Genomic DNA, 20925 nt, shown 5'->3' on the forward strand with positions numbered 1-20925 from the left:
TTTTTATCCAGATGAAATTATCAAAATTAGTTCCATTATTAATCATTTTATTTTTAACAAAAAGTTTTATACACGCTCAAGAAATAGGGGATCATCCTCGAGTTTTTGCAGATAAATCTGATAGGCAAGAAATTTTGTCTAAAATAGAAAGTGAAGTTTGGGCAAAAGCATCTTGGAAAAAATTACAAGAAGAAATTACGCCTTATGTAACGCGTCATATTAAAGATCCGGAATGGATTGTATCGCGTTTAGCAATGTATTGGAAAGATGGAGAACATTTTACACAATGTTATATTAAGAAACAAAATTGGGATTATGGTGAAGGAAATGCACCTTTACCAACAGTAAGATTACCCGGTATGCGTACTTGGAATGATTATCTAAACGTGCCTTTAGAAGATAGGATTCCGTATAACGAATCTGGAGATTTATTAGGGGTTAGCAGATCTAGCGCAGACAAAACACCTGTTTTAATTCCTTATAAAGAAACCGGACACATGATTCGTGCAAACAACATGGAAATTTTAAAGTTAGCAGAAAAAGCGGCTTTTGCCTATTATATTACGCAAGAAGAAAAATATGCTAAATTTTCTTCGGATATTTTATGGACTTGGTTATTAGGTACCTATTATATGCAGCCACCTTTAGATCCTCAGCAATCTACTAAAGGACCTGGAGGTTATGAAGCCGGTGGTATTATGGGATATTATGATTATGAAGTAATCCATGACGATAGACAAATTCCTGCGGCTACTACTTACGATTTTCTGTATAATTATTTAAATGCAAATCCACATCCTCATTTAAAAACATTAAACAAAACCACCACAGAAGTTGCTGGTAATGTGTTTAAACGTTTTATAGAAATAGATTTAATAAGAGGAGGTAAAGTTGGTAATTGGAACGTAAATAGATATAAAAACATATTAAATAGTATGCTTGTTTTAGAGTCTAATGATTTTTATGAAGATGGAAAAGGAAGAGAATATTACATCCCTTTTTATACAGAAGTAAAAGCGTCAGATCATTTTGCAGGTTTGCCTGTAATCATGGAGTTCTATAATAAAACAACAGGTTTATGGCCAGAATCTCCAGGGTATGCTTCTAGCATGATTCCTTTGGTATTAGAAATGGGCGTAAAGTTATATAAATCTGGTGTAAATACTTTGGCAGGTAACCCTATTATAACCAAGGCTGCTTTGGCAAATTTAGGATGGTTAGATGCTCGTGGTAATTTAGTGGTTTTTGGTGATATGCGTGGTGGACCCGCTAATATTTCTTCTTTCGAATCGCTATTAACGTATGCAACCTGGGAAGGAGATATAGAAACTGCTGAAAAAATGGCCACTGTAATCCGTAAAAATATTGCATCAGGTCAGTATGATAGAAATGCTTCAGACTGGCAAAGCATTATTTTTAATCAACCTTTGTTGGGTTCTGGTAGTGATTTACCGTTTCATAAAGCCGCTTATTCTCCGTTTCATAAACACATTATTATGAAAAATGGAAACGATGAAAATAATGGATTGATGTTTACTTTATATGGAGGGAAACACAAGTCTCATTTAACTAAAAACGGACTAGCAATGCAGTTTTACGGACAAGGATGGGCAATGGCACCAGATGCTTCTGCTTACGAATCTTATTGGTCTAAAGATGCAGGTTATCATAGGGGCATTATGGGATCAAATACCATTGTACCAGGTTATAGTAGCGGAGATATTGTTGTAAATGCAATGGATCCATTTGTAGATACTACTTCTGGGTTGTATAATACTTCAGAAACTTCAGAAAATGTTTCTTTTACTGATGTTTCTGCTGATGAAAAACGTCGTTTGGTAGCCATGGTTCGTACTTCTAAAACTACAGGTTATTATGTAGACGTTTTTAGGTCAGATCAATTAGATAACGATTATATACATCACAATTTAGGGAATTCTATGGATTTAAAAAATGATGTGAATAAAACATTGAGTTTAAAAAATGTAAATGATTTAGGAACAAAGTATGATAAAAATTATGCTTTTTTCAAAAATCAGAAAAAGATAAAATACGCAGATGATTTTAATGCAACTTGGACTACAACAGCGGTTTCACCAGCATTAATTACAAACATGTGGATGATGGGGCAAAATAACCGAGATTTGTATGTAGTTGATGCACCACCAACCACATTACGAAGCGATATTACACCAGGTCAAGTCAATAAAAGTCCAGAAAGTACGCCTACTTTAATTGTAAGACAAAATGATATCAATGGAAAAAAACATCCGTTTGTAGCTGTTTTTGAAACGTATGAAACTGGTGATAAATCCATCAAAAATATATCGAAATTAAAAACGTCAGAAAATTTTATAAGTCTTTTAGTTACTTCAAAAAATAGCAAACAATATATATGTAACGCTATTGATGATGTCTTTTATAAAGTTGATAAGAATATAATTTTTAAAGGGATTTTTGGAATTGCTTCTGAGAAAAACGGAGAATTTGAATACTTGTATTTAGGAAAAGGGAAAAGTTTACAAAAAGACGATTTTAAAATAGCAGCCGTAAAAGAAGCTGTTTCAGCAGAGTTAAAATACAAAAATGGTAAATATTACTATTCATCAGATAAACCTGTTTTAATTCAGCTTAAAAAAGGAAAATTAAAAGAATACCCAGCAGGTTATAATGTTGAAATAAAATAATTAATATGAAAAAATATTTTTCAAAATTTTATATTTCGTTTATTTTTTTGATGTTGTCATTTACTGTTTTTGGGCAAGTAGAAAAACACCCTAGAATTTATACCAATAACGAATCTAAAGAAGCATTTATTAAAACGTTAGAAAGTGTTTCTTGGAAGAAAAGTTTAGTAGAAAAGAAAAAGAAAAATCTTGAAAAATATCTTAAATATGTAGAAAAAGATCCAAATTGGTTAGTTTCAAGATTACAAATGAACTGGAATACCAAGCATAAAAAAGTCTTTTTAAAAGGAGGCGATTTTGCGTATTCTAAAGATGCTGCTCCGGTAGCAACTGTTAGATTTGCAGGTTCTAGAGATTGGGCTACAGATTATAAACGACCAAAAATAGAAAATATAGAACCTTATTCTGATGATAAAAGAGGACTTTTTTGGGAACATAAGAAAAGAAGTAAAAAAGAATGGATTCATCCTTCTAAAGCGGGGACAGGAATAGAGAAACTGAACGAACAAATAATGTCTTTAGTAGAAGATGCTGCTTTTTTGTATTGGTTAACTGGTGATGAAAAATATGCAAAATTTGCAGCACCTGTGTATTCTAAATACATAAACGGAATGTATTATAGAGAAGCTCCGGTTGATTTAGAAAAATCGAATCAACAATATATTTCGGGTTTGGCTACATTTGAAGTTATACATGAAGGCATTGTAGTTTCCTTAGTAACTACTTATGATTTTTTATACGATTATTTTAAAACCAATAAAACTAATTTAGACACAAGTGTTGCGGTGTTTCAGAAATGGGGAGATCAAATTATAAAAAACGGAATTCCGGATAATAATTGGAACTTATTTCAAGCACGTTTTTTAACGTATATAGGTTTGGTTTTAGAAAATAATGCTACCTACAAAAATGGAAAAGGAAGTGAATATTATTTAGAGCATACTTTTGATACCTCAACAGATAGACAATTATCTATAAAAGAATCTTTATTAGTTTACGATCATAAAAATGGTATTTGGCCAGAATCTCCATCATATTCTGTACACGTAATTACCACACTTTTACGCATTTTTACTCTTTTAGATCATGCTACAAATAAAGACGAATTTTTAAATTATCCGATAGTTGAAAAAGCGGCTTTGGCATCATTTCAATACTTATTTCCAAACGGATATACAATAGGTTTTGGAGATGCAAATCATAAAATATTGCCGCCAGAAAATTTTGAACTTCTAATTTCTAATTATCAAAAATATGATAAAACAACAAAAGAAACTTTAATCTCTGACATCCTTTCTAAAATGATTTCTGATGATTTATATACACGAAAAGCAGATGACTTCTTTCAACTTTTCTTTTATGCTGACATATTAAAATCGAATAAAAAACAAAATTTATCAAGTATTAAAAATCTTACATCTCAAACATTTTATGCTTCAAACGTAAGTATGTTTAACCAAAGAATGGGAGATAAAGAAAATGCAGTAATGGTTTCTACGGTTGGTTCTTTTGGTAATCATGCACATGCAAATGGTCTTTCTATAGAGCTTTTTGCAAATAATTATGCACTTGGGCCAGATATGGGAAAAGGATCTAGTTATTGGCATAGTGATTTTAAAGAATTCTATTCTAAGTTTCCGGCACACAATACGGTTGTTGTAGATGGAAAATCAGACTATGGCGCTATGCGTTCTTACAATCCTTTTAGATTAGACAATGCATATCCTAATTCTGGCGAAAAACCAGCTTTTGATAAAGTTACATTTTCTAAAGTATCCTTTTTTGAACCAGCAACAGTTTCCGACCAACAACGTTTTACAGCTATTGTAAAATCGAACTCAGCAAAGAGTTATATTATTGATGTTTTTAGATCTAAAAAGCAGCAAGAAGGAACACAAAAGCATGAGTATATTTATCATAATTTAGGTCAATCTTTAGATATTTATGATGATAAAGAACATCCATTAAAACTATCTGTAACTGATGATTTAAGCGCTGAAAAAGGAGATCTAAAAGGGTATGATTATTTTACAGATAAACTTAAAACACAATCATCAAAAGATATTACGGCATTGTTTACTTTAAAAAGTGAAAATAAGCCAGATAATTTAATGAAATTATGGGTTAAAGGCGCAGAAAACCAAACGATATACAGCGTTAAATCACCAAAATCTAATGCAATTAGTAAAGGAACTGCTCCTAAAGAAGTTTTAAAAAAACAACTTCCAACCTTAATTTTAAAAAGAGAATATGCTTCTTGGAAAAATCCATTTGCGTTGGTCTTTAATCCTTTTATAAAAGGAGAAGAAAACCCTATTAAGAATGTTTCTTATGCTTCCATAGAGAAATATCCAAATTCTCAAATTATAAATGTTTTATTAAATAATAATCTTACCAAGGATAGAATTGTATTAAATGCATCAGAAAATGATGTAACAGTAGAAAAATCATTTTACCAAAAAGGATTGGTTTCTATTACACGTCAATTAGATGAAGAATTAGATTTTCTCTTTCTTTCTGGAATGTATAAATATGAAAATTTTGGATGGAATATCATATCCTCAGGTAATCCTTTTACGTTTTCAATAGAAAAAATAAAAAGAGGTTTTAGGTTTCAAACAGATGAACCAATCACTATAAATATGCCTGTTTTAAAAAGTGAAAAATCGGCAACTTTAAAACTTTATGAAAACGGAAAAATTGTAGCGAGTAGAAAAGGAACAACTAATAGGAATAATGCAAATCAGCTTATATTTAAAATCGCAAAAGGGTATGATAAAGCAGAAATTATATTTGATAAAAAATAAATACACATGTAATATGGAGTTTAGAAAAATTATTCTAACAATATTGGGGTTATTTATTTTTGCTTCTTCTTATAGTCAAGAAAAGCAAGAACGACTAACTAAAGATGTAATTTATAAAGTGGTTAATAAAGACTCTTTAATGCTTCGTCTTTATTTTCCAGATAATTTTAAAAAGCGAAAAAAATATCCAACCATCGTTTTCTTTTTTGGAGGCGGATGGAATGGTGGAAGTATTAGCCAGTTTGAAGATCAATCAAAATATTTTGCATCTAGAGGTATGGTTTCTGTGGTTGTAGATTATCGAGTTAAAAATAGACAAAATACAACACCTTTTGAGTCTGTAAAAGATGCTAAATCTGCAATGCGATATTTAAAAATTCATGCAAAAGAATTTGGAATTAATACTAAAAAAATGGTTGCATCAGGAGGTTCTGCTGGTGGTCATTTAGCTGCGGCAACATCTTTACTTTCTGGTTTAAATGAAATTACAGATGATGTATCGGTAAGTTCTAAAGCAAGTGCGTTGGTTTTGTTTAACCCCGTAATTGATAATAGTAAAGAAGGGTATGGGTACAAGCGTGTTGGAGAACGGTATTTAGAAATTTCGCCAATGCATAATATCACAAAAGGAGCACCACCAACTTTATTTTTATTAGGTAGTAAAGACAAACATATTCCGGTTTCTACAGCCTATTTATATAAAGAAAAAATGGAAAAAGTTAATAGAAGATGTGATGTAAAAATTTATGAAGGACAAGAACATGGTTTTTTTAATCAATGGAAAAAAGAAGGTCCAAAATACTTTAAAATAACATTGCTTGAAACCGATTTGTTTTTACAATCTTTAGGCTATTTAAAAGGGAAAGCAACACTTTAAAAGCATTTAATAAATATGAAAAAAAGTTCTATTTTAATAATTACATTGATAGTTTTATGCTGTTTTTCTTTTACTTCAACAGTTGAGGTTAAAGAAATATATGTTTCTAAAAATGTTGTAGAAAAAGCTGATGGAAGTAAAGAAAATCCATTTTCTAGTCTAGAATATGCAGTAAAAAAGGCATCAGAATTAAAACAAAAAAATAAAAATATTTCTATTGAAATAAAAATAGGTTCTGGAGATTATTACTTAAAAAAAGCGATAGAAATTACTCCGAAATTAAGCGGATTAACGATTACAGGAAATACTTCTGATGTTACTTTAAAAGGATCTGTTCCGTTAAACTTAGATTGGAGTAAATTGAATGATACTATTTTTGTAGCCGATGTTAAAGAAGGATTAGATTTTGATCAATTAGTCATCAATAATAAACCACAAATTTTAGCACGTTACCCTAATTATGATGAAACTGCTCATTATTGGCAAGGTTTTGCAGCAGATGCTATTTCTAAAGAAAGAATTGCCACATGGAAAAATCCTAAAGGAGCTTATTTTAATGCTTTACATGGTGGTAAATGGGGCGGTTTTCATTATGTAATAACAGGTGTTAACGAAGACGGAACTGCAATTTTAAAAGGAGGTCAACAAAATAACAGAGGGTCTAAACCACACGAAGAATACCGAATGGTGGAGAATGTTTTGGAAGAGTTAGATAGTGCTGGAGAATGGTTTTTAGACAAAAAAAAGAACAAATTGTATTATTGGCCTTTAGCAAACACCAATTTAAAAACGGCAAAAGTAGAGGTTTCTGTGCTTAAAGATTTAATTCAGGTTGTGGGTACTTTAGAAAATCCTGTAAAAAATATTACTATTTCTAACATTTCTTTCCAGAATACGCAACGTACTTTTATGGAAGAATTTGAACCTTTATTACGAAGCGATTGGACAATCTATAGAGGAGCTGTTCTGTTTTTTGAAGGAACAGAAAACTGTAAAGTAGAAGATAATGAATTTACCAATCTTGGCGGAAACGTTATTATGGCTAGCAAATACAATAAGGGATTGCAAATTACAGGAAATCACATTCACGATGCTGGCGCAAGTGCTATTTCTTTTATAGGTGATGCTTCTGCAGTGCGTTCTCCATCATTTAATTACGGACAATATATTGATGCAAATAAATTAGATACCGTTGCCGGACCTAAAAATGAATTGTATCCACGAGAATGTTTGGTAGAAAATAATTTAATTCATAGAATTGGTCGTGTAGAAAAACAAACAGCAGGTGTACAGATTTCTATGGCAATGGATATTACCGTACGTCATAACAGTATTTATGATGTGCCAAGAGCAGGGATTAATATTGGAGATGGAACTTGGGGAGGTCATATTTTAGAATTTAACGATGTTTTTAATACAGTTTTAGAAACCAGTGATCATGGTTCTTTTAATTCTTGGGGAAGAGATCGTTTTTGGTTACCAAAACGTAATGTGATGGACAGTTTAACGATGGGAATTCCGGATATGTATACATGGGATGCTGTTAAAACTACCATTATTAGAAACAATCGTTTTCGTTGTGACCATGGTTGGGATATTGATTTAGATGATGGTTCTTCTAACTATCATATTTATAATAATTTACTGCTAAATAGCGGATTGAAACTGCGAGAAGGCTTTAATCGCGTAGCAGAAAACAACATTATGGTTAATAATTCTTTGCATCCGCATGTTTGGTTTGCCAATAGTCAAGATGTTTTTAAACATAATATTGTTGCAGATACGTACCAAGATGTTGGCTTGTTAGGATGGGGAAAAGAATTAGATTATAATTTATTTCCGAATGAAGAATCGATGATGAAATCTCAAATTTATAATAGAGATATGCATAGTACTTATGGAGATCCGATGTTTAAAAACCCGTCTGAATTAGATTTTACGGTTTCAGAAAATTCACCAGCATTAAAAATAGGTTTTAAGAATTTTTCTATGGATGAATTCGGAGTTCAAAAAGAAAGTTTAAAAAAGATTGCTAAAACTCCAGAAGTTCCTGTGATTAAAGATTTATCAGAAAACAAAAGTAGTCCAGTTGTAGCTTGGTTACGTAACAATATTAAAAGTGTAGATTCAGAACAAGAACAGTCTGCTTACGGATTGAATTCTGCAGAAGGAGTAATTATTTTAAGAATATGGAAACCGAGTCCAGCAGTACAAAATAACGGAATTAAAAAAGGAGATGTAATTTTAAAAGCAGGTGGAAAAAAAGTAAAAAATATTCAGGATTTTTTCAAAATAAATGTAGAAAATAAAACAGATATGTTAGATCTTGTGGTGATGAGAAATCAAGCTGAAAAAGAAATTAGAATTAGGGTAAAATAAGATAGCATTAGAATTTTTTTGATATCATTTTAAAAGGTTAGAAGAAGTAGTTAAAGTAGTTATAGATTACAGTTTTATTAGTTTTAAAACCATCAATTAATGATTTTTAAGCTAATAAATGCAAGTTATAAGCCATAATTTATAGAAGATGAACCATTATTTAAAGAGAATAAAAGTTAAAATGAATAACATTGTAGCATCATGATAAATGAGTTATAATATTATTTTTAATGTATAAATAAAAAGTAGCTATTTATTTATAATGATACAAAAATGAAAACCAAATTAAAACTGAATAAGAATGTTTAAAAAATCATTATTAGTATTATTTGTTGCCATTTTCTGTTTAGGAAATGTAAACGCACAAAAAAAATCGAAAGTCAAGAAATTATCTGACGATGAAAGAATGGAGTGGTGGAGAGATTCTAAATTCGGAATGTTTATTCACTGGGGAGCATACTCTATAATTGGTGGAGAAAGAGGAACTAAAATTGCTGGTGGTGGTGCAGAATGGGCAATGGACAAATTAGATTATACGATTGATGATTATGAGAAATTTCCAGAAATGTTTAATCCAACTTTGTTTGATGCAGATGCTTGGGTAACAATGGCCAAAGATGCAGGTATGAAATATATTGTTCTTACCTCTAAACATCACGAAGGTTTTGGTTTATGGGATTCTAAAGTGTCTGATTATGATGTAATGGATACGTCACCTTTTAAGCGTGATATTGTAAAAGAATTATCTGAAGCTTGTAAAAAACAAGGCATTGTATTTTGTTTTTACTACTCAATTGTAGATTGGCATCATCCACAAGCACAAGGGAATTTATATCCAAATTATAACATTTCTCAACATGATGATCCATCGGTTGTAAATCCAGAATTTCCGGAATATTATGAGAAATATATGAAGCCTCAAGTTGGTGAATTATTAAAAAATTACGGAGATATTGGTGTTGTTTGGTTTGATGGTGATTGGATTTCTGATTACACAACAGAAATGGGAAAAGATTTGTACAAATACATTCGTGAGATTCAACCGAACACAATTGTCAATAATAGAGTTGATAAAGGAAGAACGGGAATGGACGGAATGAATAATCATCCAGGAGAATTTGCGGGAGACTTTGGTACACCTGAGCAAGAAATTCCTGATACTGGAATTGATACTGATTGGGAAGCTTGTATGACTATGAACGGAACGTGGGGTTACAAACCTTCGGATAATAAATGGAAAAGTAGTGAGGATTTAATTGAAAAATTAGTAGATATTGTATCTAAAGGAGGTAACTTCTTGTTGAATATTGGTCCTGATGGTTTTGGCCGTTTTCCAGCTGAAAGTATTAGACGTTTAAAAGCGATGGGAGAATGGACGAAGAAAAATGGTGAAGCTATTTACGGCGCAAAAGCGAGTCCTTATGAAAAACCAAAATGGGGACGTTATACTATTAAAGACAACATACTTTATGCACATGTTTTTGATTGGCCAAAAGATGGATTATTAAAACTGAACAAAGAAATTAAAGTTAAAAAAGCCACAGTTTTAACAGATGCTAAGACTAAATTAAGTTCAATAGCAACTTCTAGAGAAGTCCTGGTGGATGTACCAATGTTAGCTCCAGATGCTACTGTAACGGTAATAAAAATAGAATTAAAATAAGTTATAGTTTAGAGAAGTTGAATTATAATTTAGAATAAATTTTAATTAAAATGAATAACATTGTATCAATCTTATAAATTGTCTGCAATGTTATTTTTTTTGTTTAAAAAAGACATAAAATAAAATCTATTAAATTATATAAAATGAAAATATTAAAAAAATCTATAATACTAGCATTTATTGCAATAATTAACTTAAACACTAGTTTTGCTCAAGAAAATTTAGACGTAAAAAAGCTTACTGATAATGAAGAGCTTAAAGAAATGGCAGTGTGGAAGAAAGAAAACAAAGAGGCTATTTACGCAACAACAGAGAGTAAGTTTAAAAAACCTAATTGGGGTCATTATACTCAAAAAGGAGATGTTGTTTACGCACATGTTTATGATTGGCCAAAAGACGGAAAACTGATTATTGATAGAGAAATAAAAGTAAGAACAGCTTTCTTAAATTATGGAGATAAAAAGTTAAAAACAAAATTAATAGACGGCAATTTAACTGTTTTTCTACCTAAAGAAGCGCCAAATAAGATTGCTACAGTTGTAAAGATACAATTAACACCTACAGAAGATTGGGCAAATTTAAAACGATATAGAAACGCAAATTCTCAATTAAAAGCCCCTACTAAAAAAGAAAAAAGAGTGGTGTTTATCGGTAATTCTATCACAGATAATTGGACTAGAGATCATGGTTCGTTTTTTGAAGCAAACCCAACGTATGTAAATAGAGGTATCAGTGGTCAAACAAGTGCACAAATGTTGTTAAGGTTTAAACCAGATGTTATTGAGTTACAACCAAAAGTTGTTATTATATCTGCAGGAACAAATGATATTGCAGGTAATAGAGGTTATATAGCTATTAACCGTATTGCTGCTAATATATTTTCTATGGCAGAGTTAGCAAAAGCAAATAAAATAAAAGTTGTTTTAGCTGCTGTATTGCCAGCTAGCAGTTATTCTTGGAGTCCGTCTGTAGAACCAGCAGATAAAATCATCGAATTAAATAAACTAATTAAAGCATATGCTAAAGAAAATAAGATTGTTTATTTAGATTATTATACACCAATGGTAAATGAAAATAAAGGGTTGATAAAAAAATTAGGTAGAGATACTGTACATCCAAATGCTGCAGGTTATGACATTATGGAACCGTTAGTGCAAAAGGCTATAAAGAAAGCTATGTAGTTTTAAATTAGATTTATAAGATCATGTTTTATAGTAATTGAACCATGGTTTAAAAAGGTTTTAAATAAAAATAAATAACATTGTTACAGCATTTATTATGTTGTTTTCAATGTTATTTTTTTTTAGAAAGAATTTAAAAGCCATCAAAATTTAGAAGTATATGAAAAAAAGAGTTTTTCTTGTTATTTGTTTTCTGTCAGTATTTACATTATTTTCTCAAAAAAGAAATTATTTAATATATACAGATGTTAATATTTCAAAATTAAAAAATCAAATTTCAACAAATAAGTCTGTAAAAGATAGTTGGAATGAACAATATAAAAAAGCCAAAGGATTACTAAAAAAAGATAAATTAAAATCTAAAGATGGACTTTTACTAGGTTTAGTTTATAGAATGACTGGCGAAGAAAAATTCGCTAAAAAATTAAAAGAATTACTGCTTAGTTATACTGCTAAGACAACATGGGAAGGAGCTACGTTATTAAAAAGAACACCCGCTTGGAGAGGTGGTTTAGGTACTTCTCATACAAGTTATGATATTGCTATAGGGTTCGATTGTATTTACAATTATTTATCAGAAACAGAAAGACAAGAAATTGCAGTAGATATTGTGCGTTTAGGCATCATTCCGGCAAGAGAAGATTGGTTAGAGCCAGAAAAAAATATGCATACGTATGACACTATGGGGCATAATTGGTGGAGTGCTTGTGTGTATATGTCGGGATTAACTTCTTTAGCTGTACGAAATGAAATTCCGGAAGCAATAAAATGGGCTAAAGAAATTGAAGAATCTGCCGTAGAGTGGATTAATTATACAGGAAGTGTATTGCAAAATAAACCACCAACTTTTGATAAAGATGGCGGCTTTTATGAGAGTATTGGTTATGCTACATATGCCGCATCTCAATATTTTCTATTTATTTATGCTTATGAGAATGTTTTGCCTAATGAACCTACATACAAATCTCCAATACTTAATAAAATTGGCGATTTTTTTATAAACACAACTTATTATGTTAAAGGAGGAAAAGACCTTGCTGTTAATTTTGGTGATGCAGGCATAATAGCCAATGGAGATAGAATTGTTAGATTACTTTGGAATTTAGGGTATCAAAACTCAGGATATCAAAACTATATAAATCATCTATCTAACGGAGAAAATAAAGATTCAAACGCTGCAGAAGCTTTAATTTTAAATCCTGATTTTAAATCTAAAGATTCAGTTTTTTCATCAACTAGACCTAAATCTCATCTTTATAAAGATATGGGATGGGCAACTATGCGAAATTCTTATGATGATAATGAAACGATGTTGGCTGTAAAATCTGGTTTTACCTGGAATCATGCGCATGCAGATGCGGGTTCGTATATTTTATTTCATAATGGTAAAAATTTAATTATAGATTCTGGTGGAGCTAGTTATTTAAGTCCGTTGTACACGGAGTTTTATTGCCAAAGTGAAGCACATAATGTTATCTTTTTTGATGGAAAAGCTCAGAATAGAAAGGATCCTTATTTTGGAACTGTTAATGCTGGATCTTTACATAATTTGGTAGAAGGAAAAGATTTTAAATATCTATTAGCAAATGCTACAGGACCATATTCTCACATTTTAGAGCGTAATTATAGAAGCTTTATTTGGGTTGGTGATGTAATTTTAGTAATAGATGATTTGTTAGCTTCTAAACCAGGTAAGTTTGAATGGTTATTACATTACAATGGAGAATCTCAATTAAAAGGTGGTATCGATTTAACCATAAAAAATGAAGATGCAAAAATAAGAGTTCGTCCTCTTTTTCCAAATACATTTCCTCCAGGAGGAGAGCGTCCTCACGATTTTCCAGAGCACATGTTGTTAACAGAAAAAATTGGGCACGAAGATCATCATCCAGAAGAAGAAAAACCATTTTGGTCTATCAGTCATTTTGAAGAAACAGCGAGAACTAAATTTGTTTCAGCAATAATTTTAGAAACAGATGAAAATGAAAATAAATTACCCATAATAACTAGAGAGCAAGGTAAAGATTATTTAAAAGTTTCGATAACTCAAAAAGGAGAAACAACAGAAGTTTATTTTAATCTATTAGCAGATGGTCGCTTAAAACATAGAAACAGTTTAATAAATATTGATGGTTGGCAAACGGATGCATACATTACTGTTTTAAAATTTGATGAAGGAGTTGATAAAACCAATATCAACAATATTAATGAGGTTTTTATAACACACGGAAGTTATTTGCGAAGAAACGGACAAGTATTAATACATGCTTTATCTAAGTACACTGCTTTAGTAGAAAATTTTGGAGAGAATCCGAATATTAATTTTCAAGGACAACCAAACGCAACAGTAAATCTTTATAGTCCTAAAAATATCAATAATTTAAAATTAAATGGTGCTGCTAAAAAGGGGACTTATAATGCTTCTAAAAAAATAATAAAAGTATTAATTAGAGATAATAAATAGAGCTTATAGTTATCATTCTTTTTTATATTTTTAAAAAGAACAAGTAGTTATTATTCTTATTTATAGAAGAACTTTATCAGCAATAAAAGTAGTAATTCTGTTAAAATGTTTAAAAATCGGTTCATTTATTTGAATCGATTTTTTTTAGGTCTAATAATTAACTCTTTAACATCTAGTTATAGTCTTTTTAAAGAATGGAAAAATTTAGTGTATTAAAGGGTTTTAATTAGAGCTATATGAATCATAATTAATATAACCTTTAACAAGATTATATTAAAATTGTATCAATATAAAAAGGTCATATAAATTAATTGCTGATGTTGTTTTATCAATATCATCGTTTATGGTTATGATATTAATAAAAACCTAACACAAAAGAATATGAATGAATTTAAAACTACTTTTTTAACATCACTATTTTTTATAGCTTTTCTATTTATAGGGTTTGAAGCTAAATCACAAACCCTTCAGGTATTAGAAGAAGGTACTGCAGGAAATACAACTGGGCAAATGCTAAGCAGAATAAATTCGTCAGTTTTTGCTAACAATCCAACAACTACAATTGTTTTGGGAGGTACCAATGATTTTACTAATATTGGTAAACTTAATTCGGTTAATGTTTTTGAAACGAATATAAGAAGTATTGTAGATCAGATCATTGCAGATGGTGGAAATTTAATTTTAATGACAATTCCTCCTGTTATAGAATCGGTTTTTTTAAGTGATAAAGACGAAAGTTTATGGACGGATGGTCCTAACAACCTAATTATTCAGGGTAATGAAGTTCTAAAAAAAATTGCAGTTGAAAAAAATATTGTACTTGTAGATTTGTATACGCTATTTAATAATAAGCCTAGTTTATTCTCTAGTGATGGTGTACATCAAACAGAGGCAGGTTCTCAACAAATAGCAAATCTGTTGTATGACGTTTTTGTTGATAAAGGTTTTTCTACTACTAAAATTATATGTTTTGGTGATAGTATTACAAACCGTTATCCAAGTTTTTTATATAACACATTGCTACCTTTAGTGGGGCCGCAAACAGTTGGTAATACTTTTACCGTTGGCGATTTTAGTTATATAGTAACAGGTACCTCTCCAAACGAGATAAAATTAACAAGTAGTACTGCTTCCGGAAGTTTTTCTATACCAGCATCTGCTACAGATTCAGCAACATCTACAACTTATAACCTTACAGAAATTGGTAAAAATGTATTTTTAAGTAATAAAAGTATTGGAGCTGTTGTTGTTCCTGATGGGGTAATTACTCTTGGAGAAAATGCATTTAACAGTTCTTCGGTAACAAGTGTTATGCTTCCTAATTCTTTAAAAACAATTGTGTTTCGTGCATTTAGAGGTGCATCTAATTTAACAAGTCTTACACTTCCAAATTCTATAAAAACTGTTGGTGATCAAGTATGGCACAGTTCTGGGCTTACAGATATTGTTTTTCCTAGTTCTGTAACATCTGTAGGTACTCATACATTTTATTCATCTAATAATTTAATTAGCGCTACACTTGGTAGTTCTATGCCAGCAATAACAAATCGCATGTTTTATCAAACACAAGTTAAAGAATTAACGGTTCCTGCATCAATAACTACCTTTGATGAAGGTAGTTGGACTGGCTCTGGTATAACAAAATTAATAGTTGAAGGAACAACACCTGCAATAATTAATTCAGCTTGGGCTGGTACCGCAGCAAATATAACGGCATATGTACCTAGCGCTAGTTTAGCTATTTATAAGGCAGCGCCTATATGGGGAAATATGACAATTTTAGATGCAACAACATTAAGTACAATAAGTTTAAAGAAAGATTTAGATTTTAGTATTTATCCTAATCCTTCAAATGAAGCCATTTCTATAAAAAGTAAAGATTTAACAAATCTAGATGTTACCGTTTTAGATGTAAATGGTCGCGTTTTATTAAAGACAACAAAGAATCAGTTTAATATTTCTAAGTTAACTTCTGGTGTATACTTTATTAGGGTTAAAAGTGGAAATAGCGAATCTGTAAAAAGATTTGTAAAGAGGTAGTATTTAATTTAAACTCTTTATAAGTACTAATAGGTTTTAAAACAGAAACTGCTGAGGTTTATTATAGAAATTAAAGAATTTGATAAAGTTATTCCGTTAGAAAAATTGATTGAAAAACAGTTTAAATATAAAAATTATTTTATAAAACAAAGTGCAATTATTTATAAGCGTAAAAAGCTCAGAATTATTTCTGGGCTTTTTTTATATAGCTGTTGCTAAAATTAATATATGTAGGGTTTACAATCGTTTTAACTTCTAAAAGGGTAATATGTATAATTAAAGGAATCATATTTCATATAAAAATCAGAAAGTTTTCTTTAAAATTGATGTTATATATAAAGTCCAATAAAAAATGAGATTTGAAAAAAAAATAACTTGGCTGTTAATTTTAGTACTTGTATTTGCTGCTTGTGATAGTGATAAAAAAACAACGAACCAAAAAGGATCTTTAGATATAGCATCGTTTTTAAAATATGCTGATGGAAATAAAATTTATCCATCAGAAAAACAAATAGAAATATTGAAAGCTGTAATGCCAAAAGAAGCTTTTCAACCAGCTCCATCTATAACAGACAGAAAATATTGGGATAAAATAGCTAGAATGCCATCTGGAAAATCTTATTTAGAAAAAGCAATTTCTTTGTTACCAAAAGCACCAGAAGTACCTATTACAGACGAAATTTACAGAAGAGCAAATAAAGAAGGGAACAGACAAATTTATAAACCGAGATATTACAGAACGATGGATCGTTTAGAGCATTTTATTTTGGCTGAATGTATCGAAAATAAAGGACAATTTATTCCTCAAATAAATACCTATGTACAAGCTATTATGGATATGAAATCGTGGTTACACCCTAATCATGACGATAGAAATAACACTGTTTTAGAAGGAAAAAGAATGACGATAGATTTAGGAGCAAGAAAATTTGGTTCTGTGATGGTTTTAGCAAAATCGTTATTAGGTGACGTTCTTTCTAGAGAAATGCAAACTCAAATAACAACAGAATTACAAATAAGAATTACAGATTCTTATTTAAAAAGTACCAAAAGGTTAGACAAAAATAATACTTGGATTGATGGAACAAACAACTGGAATTCTGTGTGTACAAGTGGATCTGTATTTGTAAGTATTACCAATGCTAAAAGCTATGATGAACGTTTGGGAGCAGTTGGTGCTGCAATAAACGGAATGAAATATTATTTAAGTGGTTTTGGTGATGATGGTTATTGTTCTGAAGGCTTAGGATATTGGGGGTATGGTTTTAGTCATTATTTATATTTAGCACAAATTATACATGAATATACTGATGGAAAAGTCAATATGTTTGAAGGAGAAGATTTCGGAAAATTAAAAAGAGTTGGTAATTTTCCTGAGCATTTTGAAATTCAAAACGGAACTTGCGCACCTTTTGCAGATGGCGTTTCGCACACATCTAGTAAAGGAAGTAATTTTGCAAATGTATTGTCTTCAAAATATTATGGAGCAATAAAACCTACTGAAATTAGATTTGAAGAAGCCGTAGAACAAATTATTGCGTGGAATAATCCAGAATTATTCAGTCCAAATACAGAAGTTTCAGAAACTAAAACCTTAGAAAATCATACTTATTTTGAAGATTTTGGAATGATCATCTCTAGAGGTAAACAAAAAACACCTTTTTCAATAGCCGTAAAAGCAGGTCATAATGCAGAGAATCATAATCATAGTGATGTTGGTACGTATATTTTGGTGTTAGATGAAGATTTAATTTCTGGTGATATCGGGGCTCCTTCATACAGAGCAGGTTCTTTTTCTCCGCATAACAAAGCAAGAAGTTCTTGGGGACATCCAGTACCTAGAATTAACGGAAAGTTACAATCTAACGGAATTCAATTTAAGGGAGAAATTATAGAAACTGTCTTTAGCGAAACTTCGGATAAAGTTGTAATGGATTTAAAACCTGCTTATGAATTATCGATGTTAAACTCTTTAAAAAGAATAGTGATAAATGATAAGTCAGCAAACGGGATTATAACTATAAAAGATGATTTTGTAGCTTCTAAAAATGTTGATTTCGGAACCGCAATTATGACATATTCTAATTACAAAATTCTAAACGCAACGACATTAATTTTATCAGGAAAAAGTCAAAAAGTAAAAGTAGAAATAAAAAGTACTGGTGGTAAAGTTACTTTTAATCCAGAACCTGTTCCTGTTAAACATTTAAGAGAAGGAAAGGATGCTAAGAGAATTGGTATCGATTTTGAAAACAAACTTAAAAAAGGAGCCATAACAATTATTTATACGCCAATATTGTCATCAAAATAAAAGGATAAAATATGAGTCAAAAGAATATTATTCTTGCTGTAATGATGCTTTTCCTATTAACAATGGAAAGCGCTTTAGGGCAACAAAAAGAGAATTTAAAACTTTGGTATGATGCTCCTGCAGCAGATTGGAATGAAGCTTTGCCGTTAGGAAATGGACGATTAGGAGCTATGGTTTATGGATTGCCAGAACATGAGAACATTCAGTTAAATGAAAGTACACTATGGGCTGGAGGACCTCATAGAAATGATAACCCAGCTGCAAAGGAAGTGTTATCAGAAATTAGAACGTTGTTATTTGATGGTAAATATAAAGAGGCACATAATTTAGCAAATGCCAAAATTATTTCTAAGACTTCTCATGGAATGCCTTATGAAACTGTTGGTAATTTAAGATTAGACTTTTTAAATCAGGGGAAATATTCTAATTATTATAGAGCTTTAGATATTGAAAACGCTGTAAATAGAACTACTTATACTGCGGATGGTGTAAATTATAAAAGAGAAATATTTACGTCGTTTACAGATCAAGTTATTGTAATGCGTTTAACGGCAGATCAAAAAGGTAAATTGAGCTTTACGGCAGATATGGACAGACCAAAACCTGCAAAAGTGACCGTATCTACAGAAGGAAACAATGTTTTAAAAATGATTGGTTTCGGAAGCGATAATTTGAATAAAAGATTAGGGAATGCAGCCCCAATAAAAGGAGAAGTAGAATTTCAATCTAGAGTTAAAATAGTTAATGAAGGAGGGAGTGTTTCATCAGTAAATAACAAGCTAGAAGTAGCTAGTGCAAATAGCGTAACATTATATATTTCTATTGCAACTAATTTTGTAAACTATAAAGACGTTAGTGCAAATGCGCATCAAAAAGCAATAGATTATATTACAAAAGCAGAAAATAAGGAGTACAATCAATTATTAAAAAACCATGCTGCGTTTTATCAAAAATATTTTAATAGAGTTTCATTAAATTTAGGAAAATCGATACACGAAGACAAACCAACGGATGTTAGAATTAGAGAATTTAGTTCGGTAACAGATCCTAGTTTAGCGGCTTTATATTTTCAATTTGGAAGATATTTATTAATTTCTTCTTCGCAACCAGGAGGACAAGCCGCAAATTTACAAGGAATTTGGAACAAAGATTTAACACCTCCTTGGAAAAGTGCTTACACGGTTAATATTAATACGGAAATGAATTATTGGCCAGCAGAGGTAACTAATTTATCTGAAATGCACGATCCTTTAATTGAGCTTGTAAAAGAACTTTCTGTAGCTGGTAAAGAAACGGCAAAAGTAATGTACGGAGCTGATGGTTGGGTAACGCATCATAACACAGATCTTTGGCGAATTGCAGGCCCTGTAGATGGCGCAACTTGGGGAATGTGGACAACAGGCGGAACTTGGTTAGCGCAACATTTGTGGGAAAAATACATGTTTAGTGGTGATATTGAATATTTAAAAACGGTGTATCCGGCAATGAAAGGAGCTGCGGAGTTTTGTGTCAGTTTTTTAACAGAAGATGCGAATGGATATTTGGTTATTTCGCCAACAATTTCACCAGAACACGCACCAAAAGGTCGTCCGAAAAGTGTAAATATTGTAGAAAGTGCTGCTATGGATACGCAGTTAGTATTTGATATGTTAACCAAAACAATTGCTGCTGCAAAAGTATTACATGTTGATGATGATTTTGTTATTAAAATGGAGTCAACTTTAGAGAAATTAGCACCTTTTAAAATAGGAAAATACAATCAAATTCAAGAATGGATGGAAGATTTAGATGATCCCGAAGATGATCATCGTCACGTTTCTCATTTATATGGATTATACCCATCTAATTTAATTTCACCTTATCATAATCCTGAATTATTCGAAGCTTCAAAAAATACATTAATTCAAAGAGGAGATCCATCAACAGGATGGTCTATGAACTGGAAAATTAATTTATGGGCAAGATTATTAGATGGAAATCATGCGTATAAGTTAATGGGAGATCAAATTAAGTTAGTTGGCCGTCCAGATTCTCCAAAAGGAGGAGGTACGTATGCAAATATGTTAGATGCGCATCCACCATTTCAAATTGATGGTAACTTCGGATTTACATCTGGATTAACAGAAATGTTGTTACAAAGTCATGATGGCGCTATTCATTTAATTCCTGCTTTGCCAGACGTTTGGCAAGATGGTAAAGTAAAAGGACTTCGTGCTAGAGGTGGTTTTGAAATAGTAGATTTAGAATGGAAAAATGGAGAAGTTGTAAAAGCTGTAATAAAATCCACCATTGGTGGAGAGCTTCGTATTCGTTCTTATAATGAGTTAGCATTAAGCGATAATGCAAGTCTTTCATTAGCAAAAGGTGATAATAAGAATACATTTTATCAAGTACCAAAATTGAAAAAAACGATAATTTCAAAATCATCAAATTTAAGTAAGGTAGTTTTAAAAGAATCTTATCTATATACTATTGAAACAATAGCAGGGCAAGAGGTTGTTTTGATAAATAACTAA

Annotated in this window: 10 protein-coding genes; all 10 read left to right on the plus strand. The window is 30.9% G+C overall.

Going from position 1 to position 20925, the window contains the following annotated elements; all coding sequences use genetic code 11:
• The first annotated feature begins 11 nt into the window (after positions 1-11).
• The 10 genes from WHD08_RS00685 to WHD08_RS00730 all read left to right on the plus strand — a co-directional run bounded on the left by WHD08_RS00685 (position 12) and on the right by WHD08_RS00730 (position 20925).
• A complete protein-coding gene (locus tag WHD08_RS00685; RefSeq protein WP_208889634.1) occupies positions 12-2687 on the plus strand; it encodes a hypothetical protein in 2676 nt (891 codons plus the stop codon).
• 5 nt (positions 2688-2692) lie between these two features.
• On the plus strand, positions 2693-5494 hold the full coding sequence (locus tag WHD08_RS00690; protein ID WP_208889633.1) for a heparinase II/III domain-containing protein: 2802 nt from the start codon (positions 2693-2695) through the stop codon (positions 5492-5494).
• Between the two features lie 13 nt (positions 5495-5507).
• On the plus strand, positions 5508-6371 hold the full coding sequence (locus WHD08_RS00695; RefSeq protein ID WP_165730756.1) for an alpha/beta hydrolase: 864 nt from the start codon (positions 5508-5510) through the stop codon (positions 6369-6371).
• Positions 6372-6386: 15 nt separating this feature from the next.
• Positions 6387-8750, plus strand: a complete 2364-nt coding sequence (locus WHD08_RS00700) for a PDZ domain-containing protein (protein ID WP_340833182.1) — start codon at positions 6387-6389, stop codon at positions 8748-8750.
• Positions 8751-9051: 301 nt separating this feature from the next.
• Positions 9052-10413, plus strand: coding sequence for an alpha-L-fucosidase (locus WHD08_RS00705; RefSeq protein WP_208889631.1), 1362 nt, complete (start codon positions 9052-9054; stop codon positions 10411-10413).
• Between the two features lie 143 nt (positions 10414-10556).
• Positions 10557-11594 carry a GDSL-type esterase/lipase family protein gene (locus WHD08_RS00710; RefSeq protein ID WP_244183277.1) on the plus strand — a complete coding sequence of 346 codons (1038 nt, stop codon included), beginning with the start codon at positions 10557-10559 and terminating at the stop codon, positions 11592-11594.
• A gap of 160 nt (positions 11595-11754) precedes the next feature.
• A complete protein-coding gene (locus WHD08_RS00715; RefSeq protein WP_208889630.1) occupies positions 11755-14058 on the plus strand; it encodes a heparinase II/III family protein in 2304 nt (767 codons plus the stop codon).
• 381 nt (positions 14059-14439) lie between these two features.
• Entirely contained in the window at positions 14440-16098 is a 1659-nt protein-coding gene (locus WHD08_RS00720) for a leucine-rich repeat protein (protein WP_208889629.1), read from the plus strand.
• A 352-nt stretch (positions 16099-16450) separates the two neighbouring features.
• Positions 16451-18409, plus strand: coding sequence for a hypothetical protein (locus WHD08_RS00725; RefSeq protein WP_208889628.1), 1959 nt, complete (start codon positions 16451-16453; stop codon positions 18407-18409).
• An 11-nt stretch (positions 18410-18420) separates the two neighbouring features.
• On the plus strand, positions 18421-20925 hold the full coding sequence (locus WHD08_RS00730) for a glycoside hydrolase family 95 protein (RefSeq protein ID WP_208889627.1): 2505 nt from the start codon (positions 18421-18423) through the stop codon (positions 20923-20925).

It is taken from the genome of Polaribacter sejongensis (genome assembly GCF_038024065.1).
Classification (GTDB): Bacteria; Bacteroidota; Bacteroidia; order Flavobacteriales; family Flavobacteriaceae; genus Polaribacter; species Polaribacter sejongensis.

Bases quoted from the DNA above. Each gene is read 5' to 3' on its own strand.
- WHD08_RS00685 (WP_208889634.1), top strand. From the start codon at position 12: ATGAAATTATCAAAATTAGTTCCATTATTAATCATTTTATTTTTAACA.
- WHD08_RS00690 (WP_208889633.1), top strand. From the start codon at position 2,693: ATGAAAAAATATTTTTCAAAATTTTATATTTCGTTTATTTTTTTGATG.
- WHD08_RS00695 (WP_165730756.1), top strand. From the start codon at position 5,508: ATGGAGTTTAGAAAAATTATTCTAACAATATTGGGGTTATTTATTTTT.
- WHD08_RS00700 (WP_340833182.1), top strand. From the start codon at position 6,387: ATGAAAAAAAGTTCTATTTTAATAATTACATTGATAGTTTTATGCTGT.
- WHD08_RS00705 (WP_208889631.1), top strand. From the start codon at position 9,052: ATGTTTAAAAAATCATTATTAGTATTATTTGTTGCCATTTTCTGTTTA.
- WHD08_RS00710 (WP_244183277.1), top strand. From the start codon at position 10,557: ATGAAAATATTAAAAAAATCTATAATACTAGCATTTATTGCAATAATT.
- WHD08_RS00715 (WP_208889630.1), top strand. From the start codon at position 11,755: ATGAAAAAAAGAGTTTTTCTTGTTATTTGTTTTCTGTCAGTATTTACA.
- WHD08_RS00720 (WP_208889629.1), top strand. From the start codon at position 14,440: ATGAATGAATTTAAAACTACTTTTTTAACATCACTATTTTTTATAGCT.
- WHD08_RS00725 (WP_208889628.1), top strand. From the start codon at position 16,451: ATGAGATTTGAAAAAAAAATAACTTGGCTGTTAATTTTAGTACTTGTA.
- WHD08_RS00730 (WP_208889627.1), top strand. From the start codon at position 18,421: ATGAGTCAAAAGAATATTATTCTTGCTGTAATGATGCTTTTCCTATTA.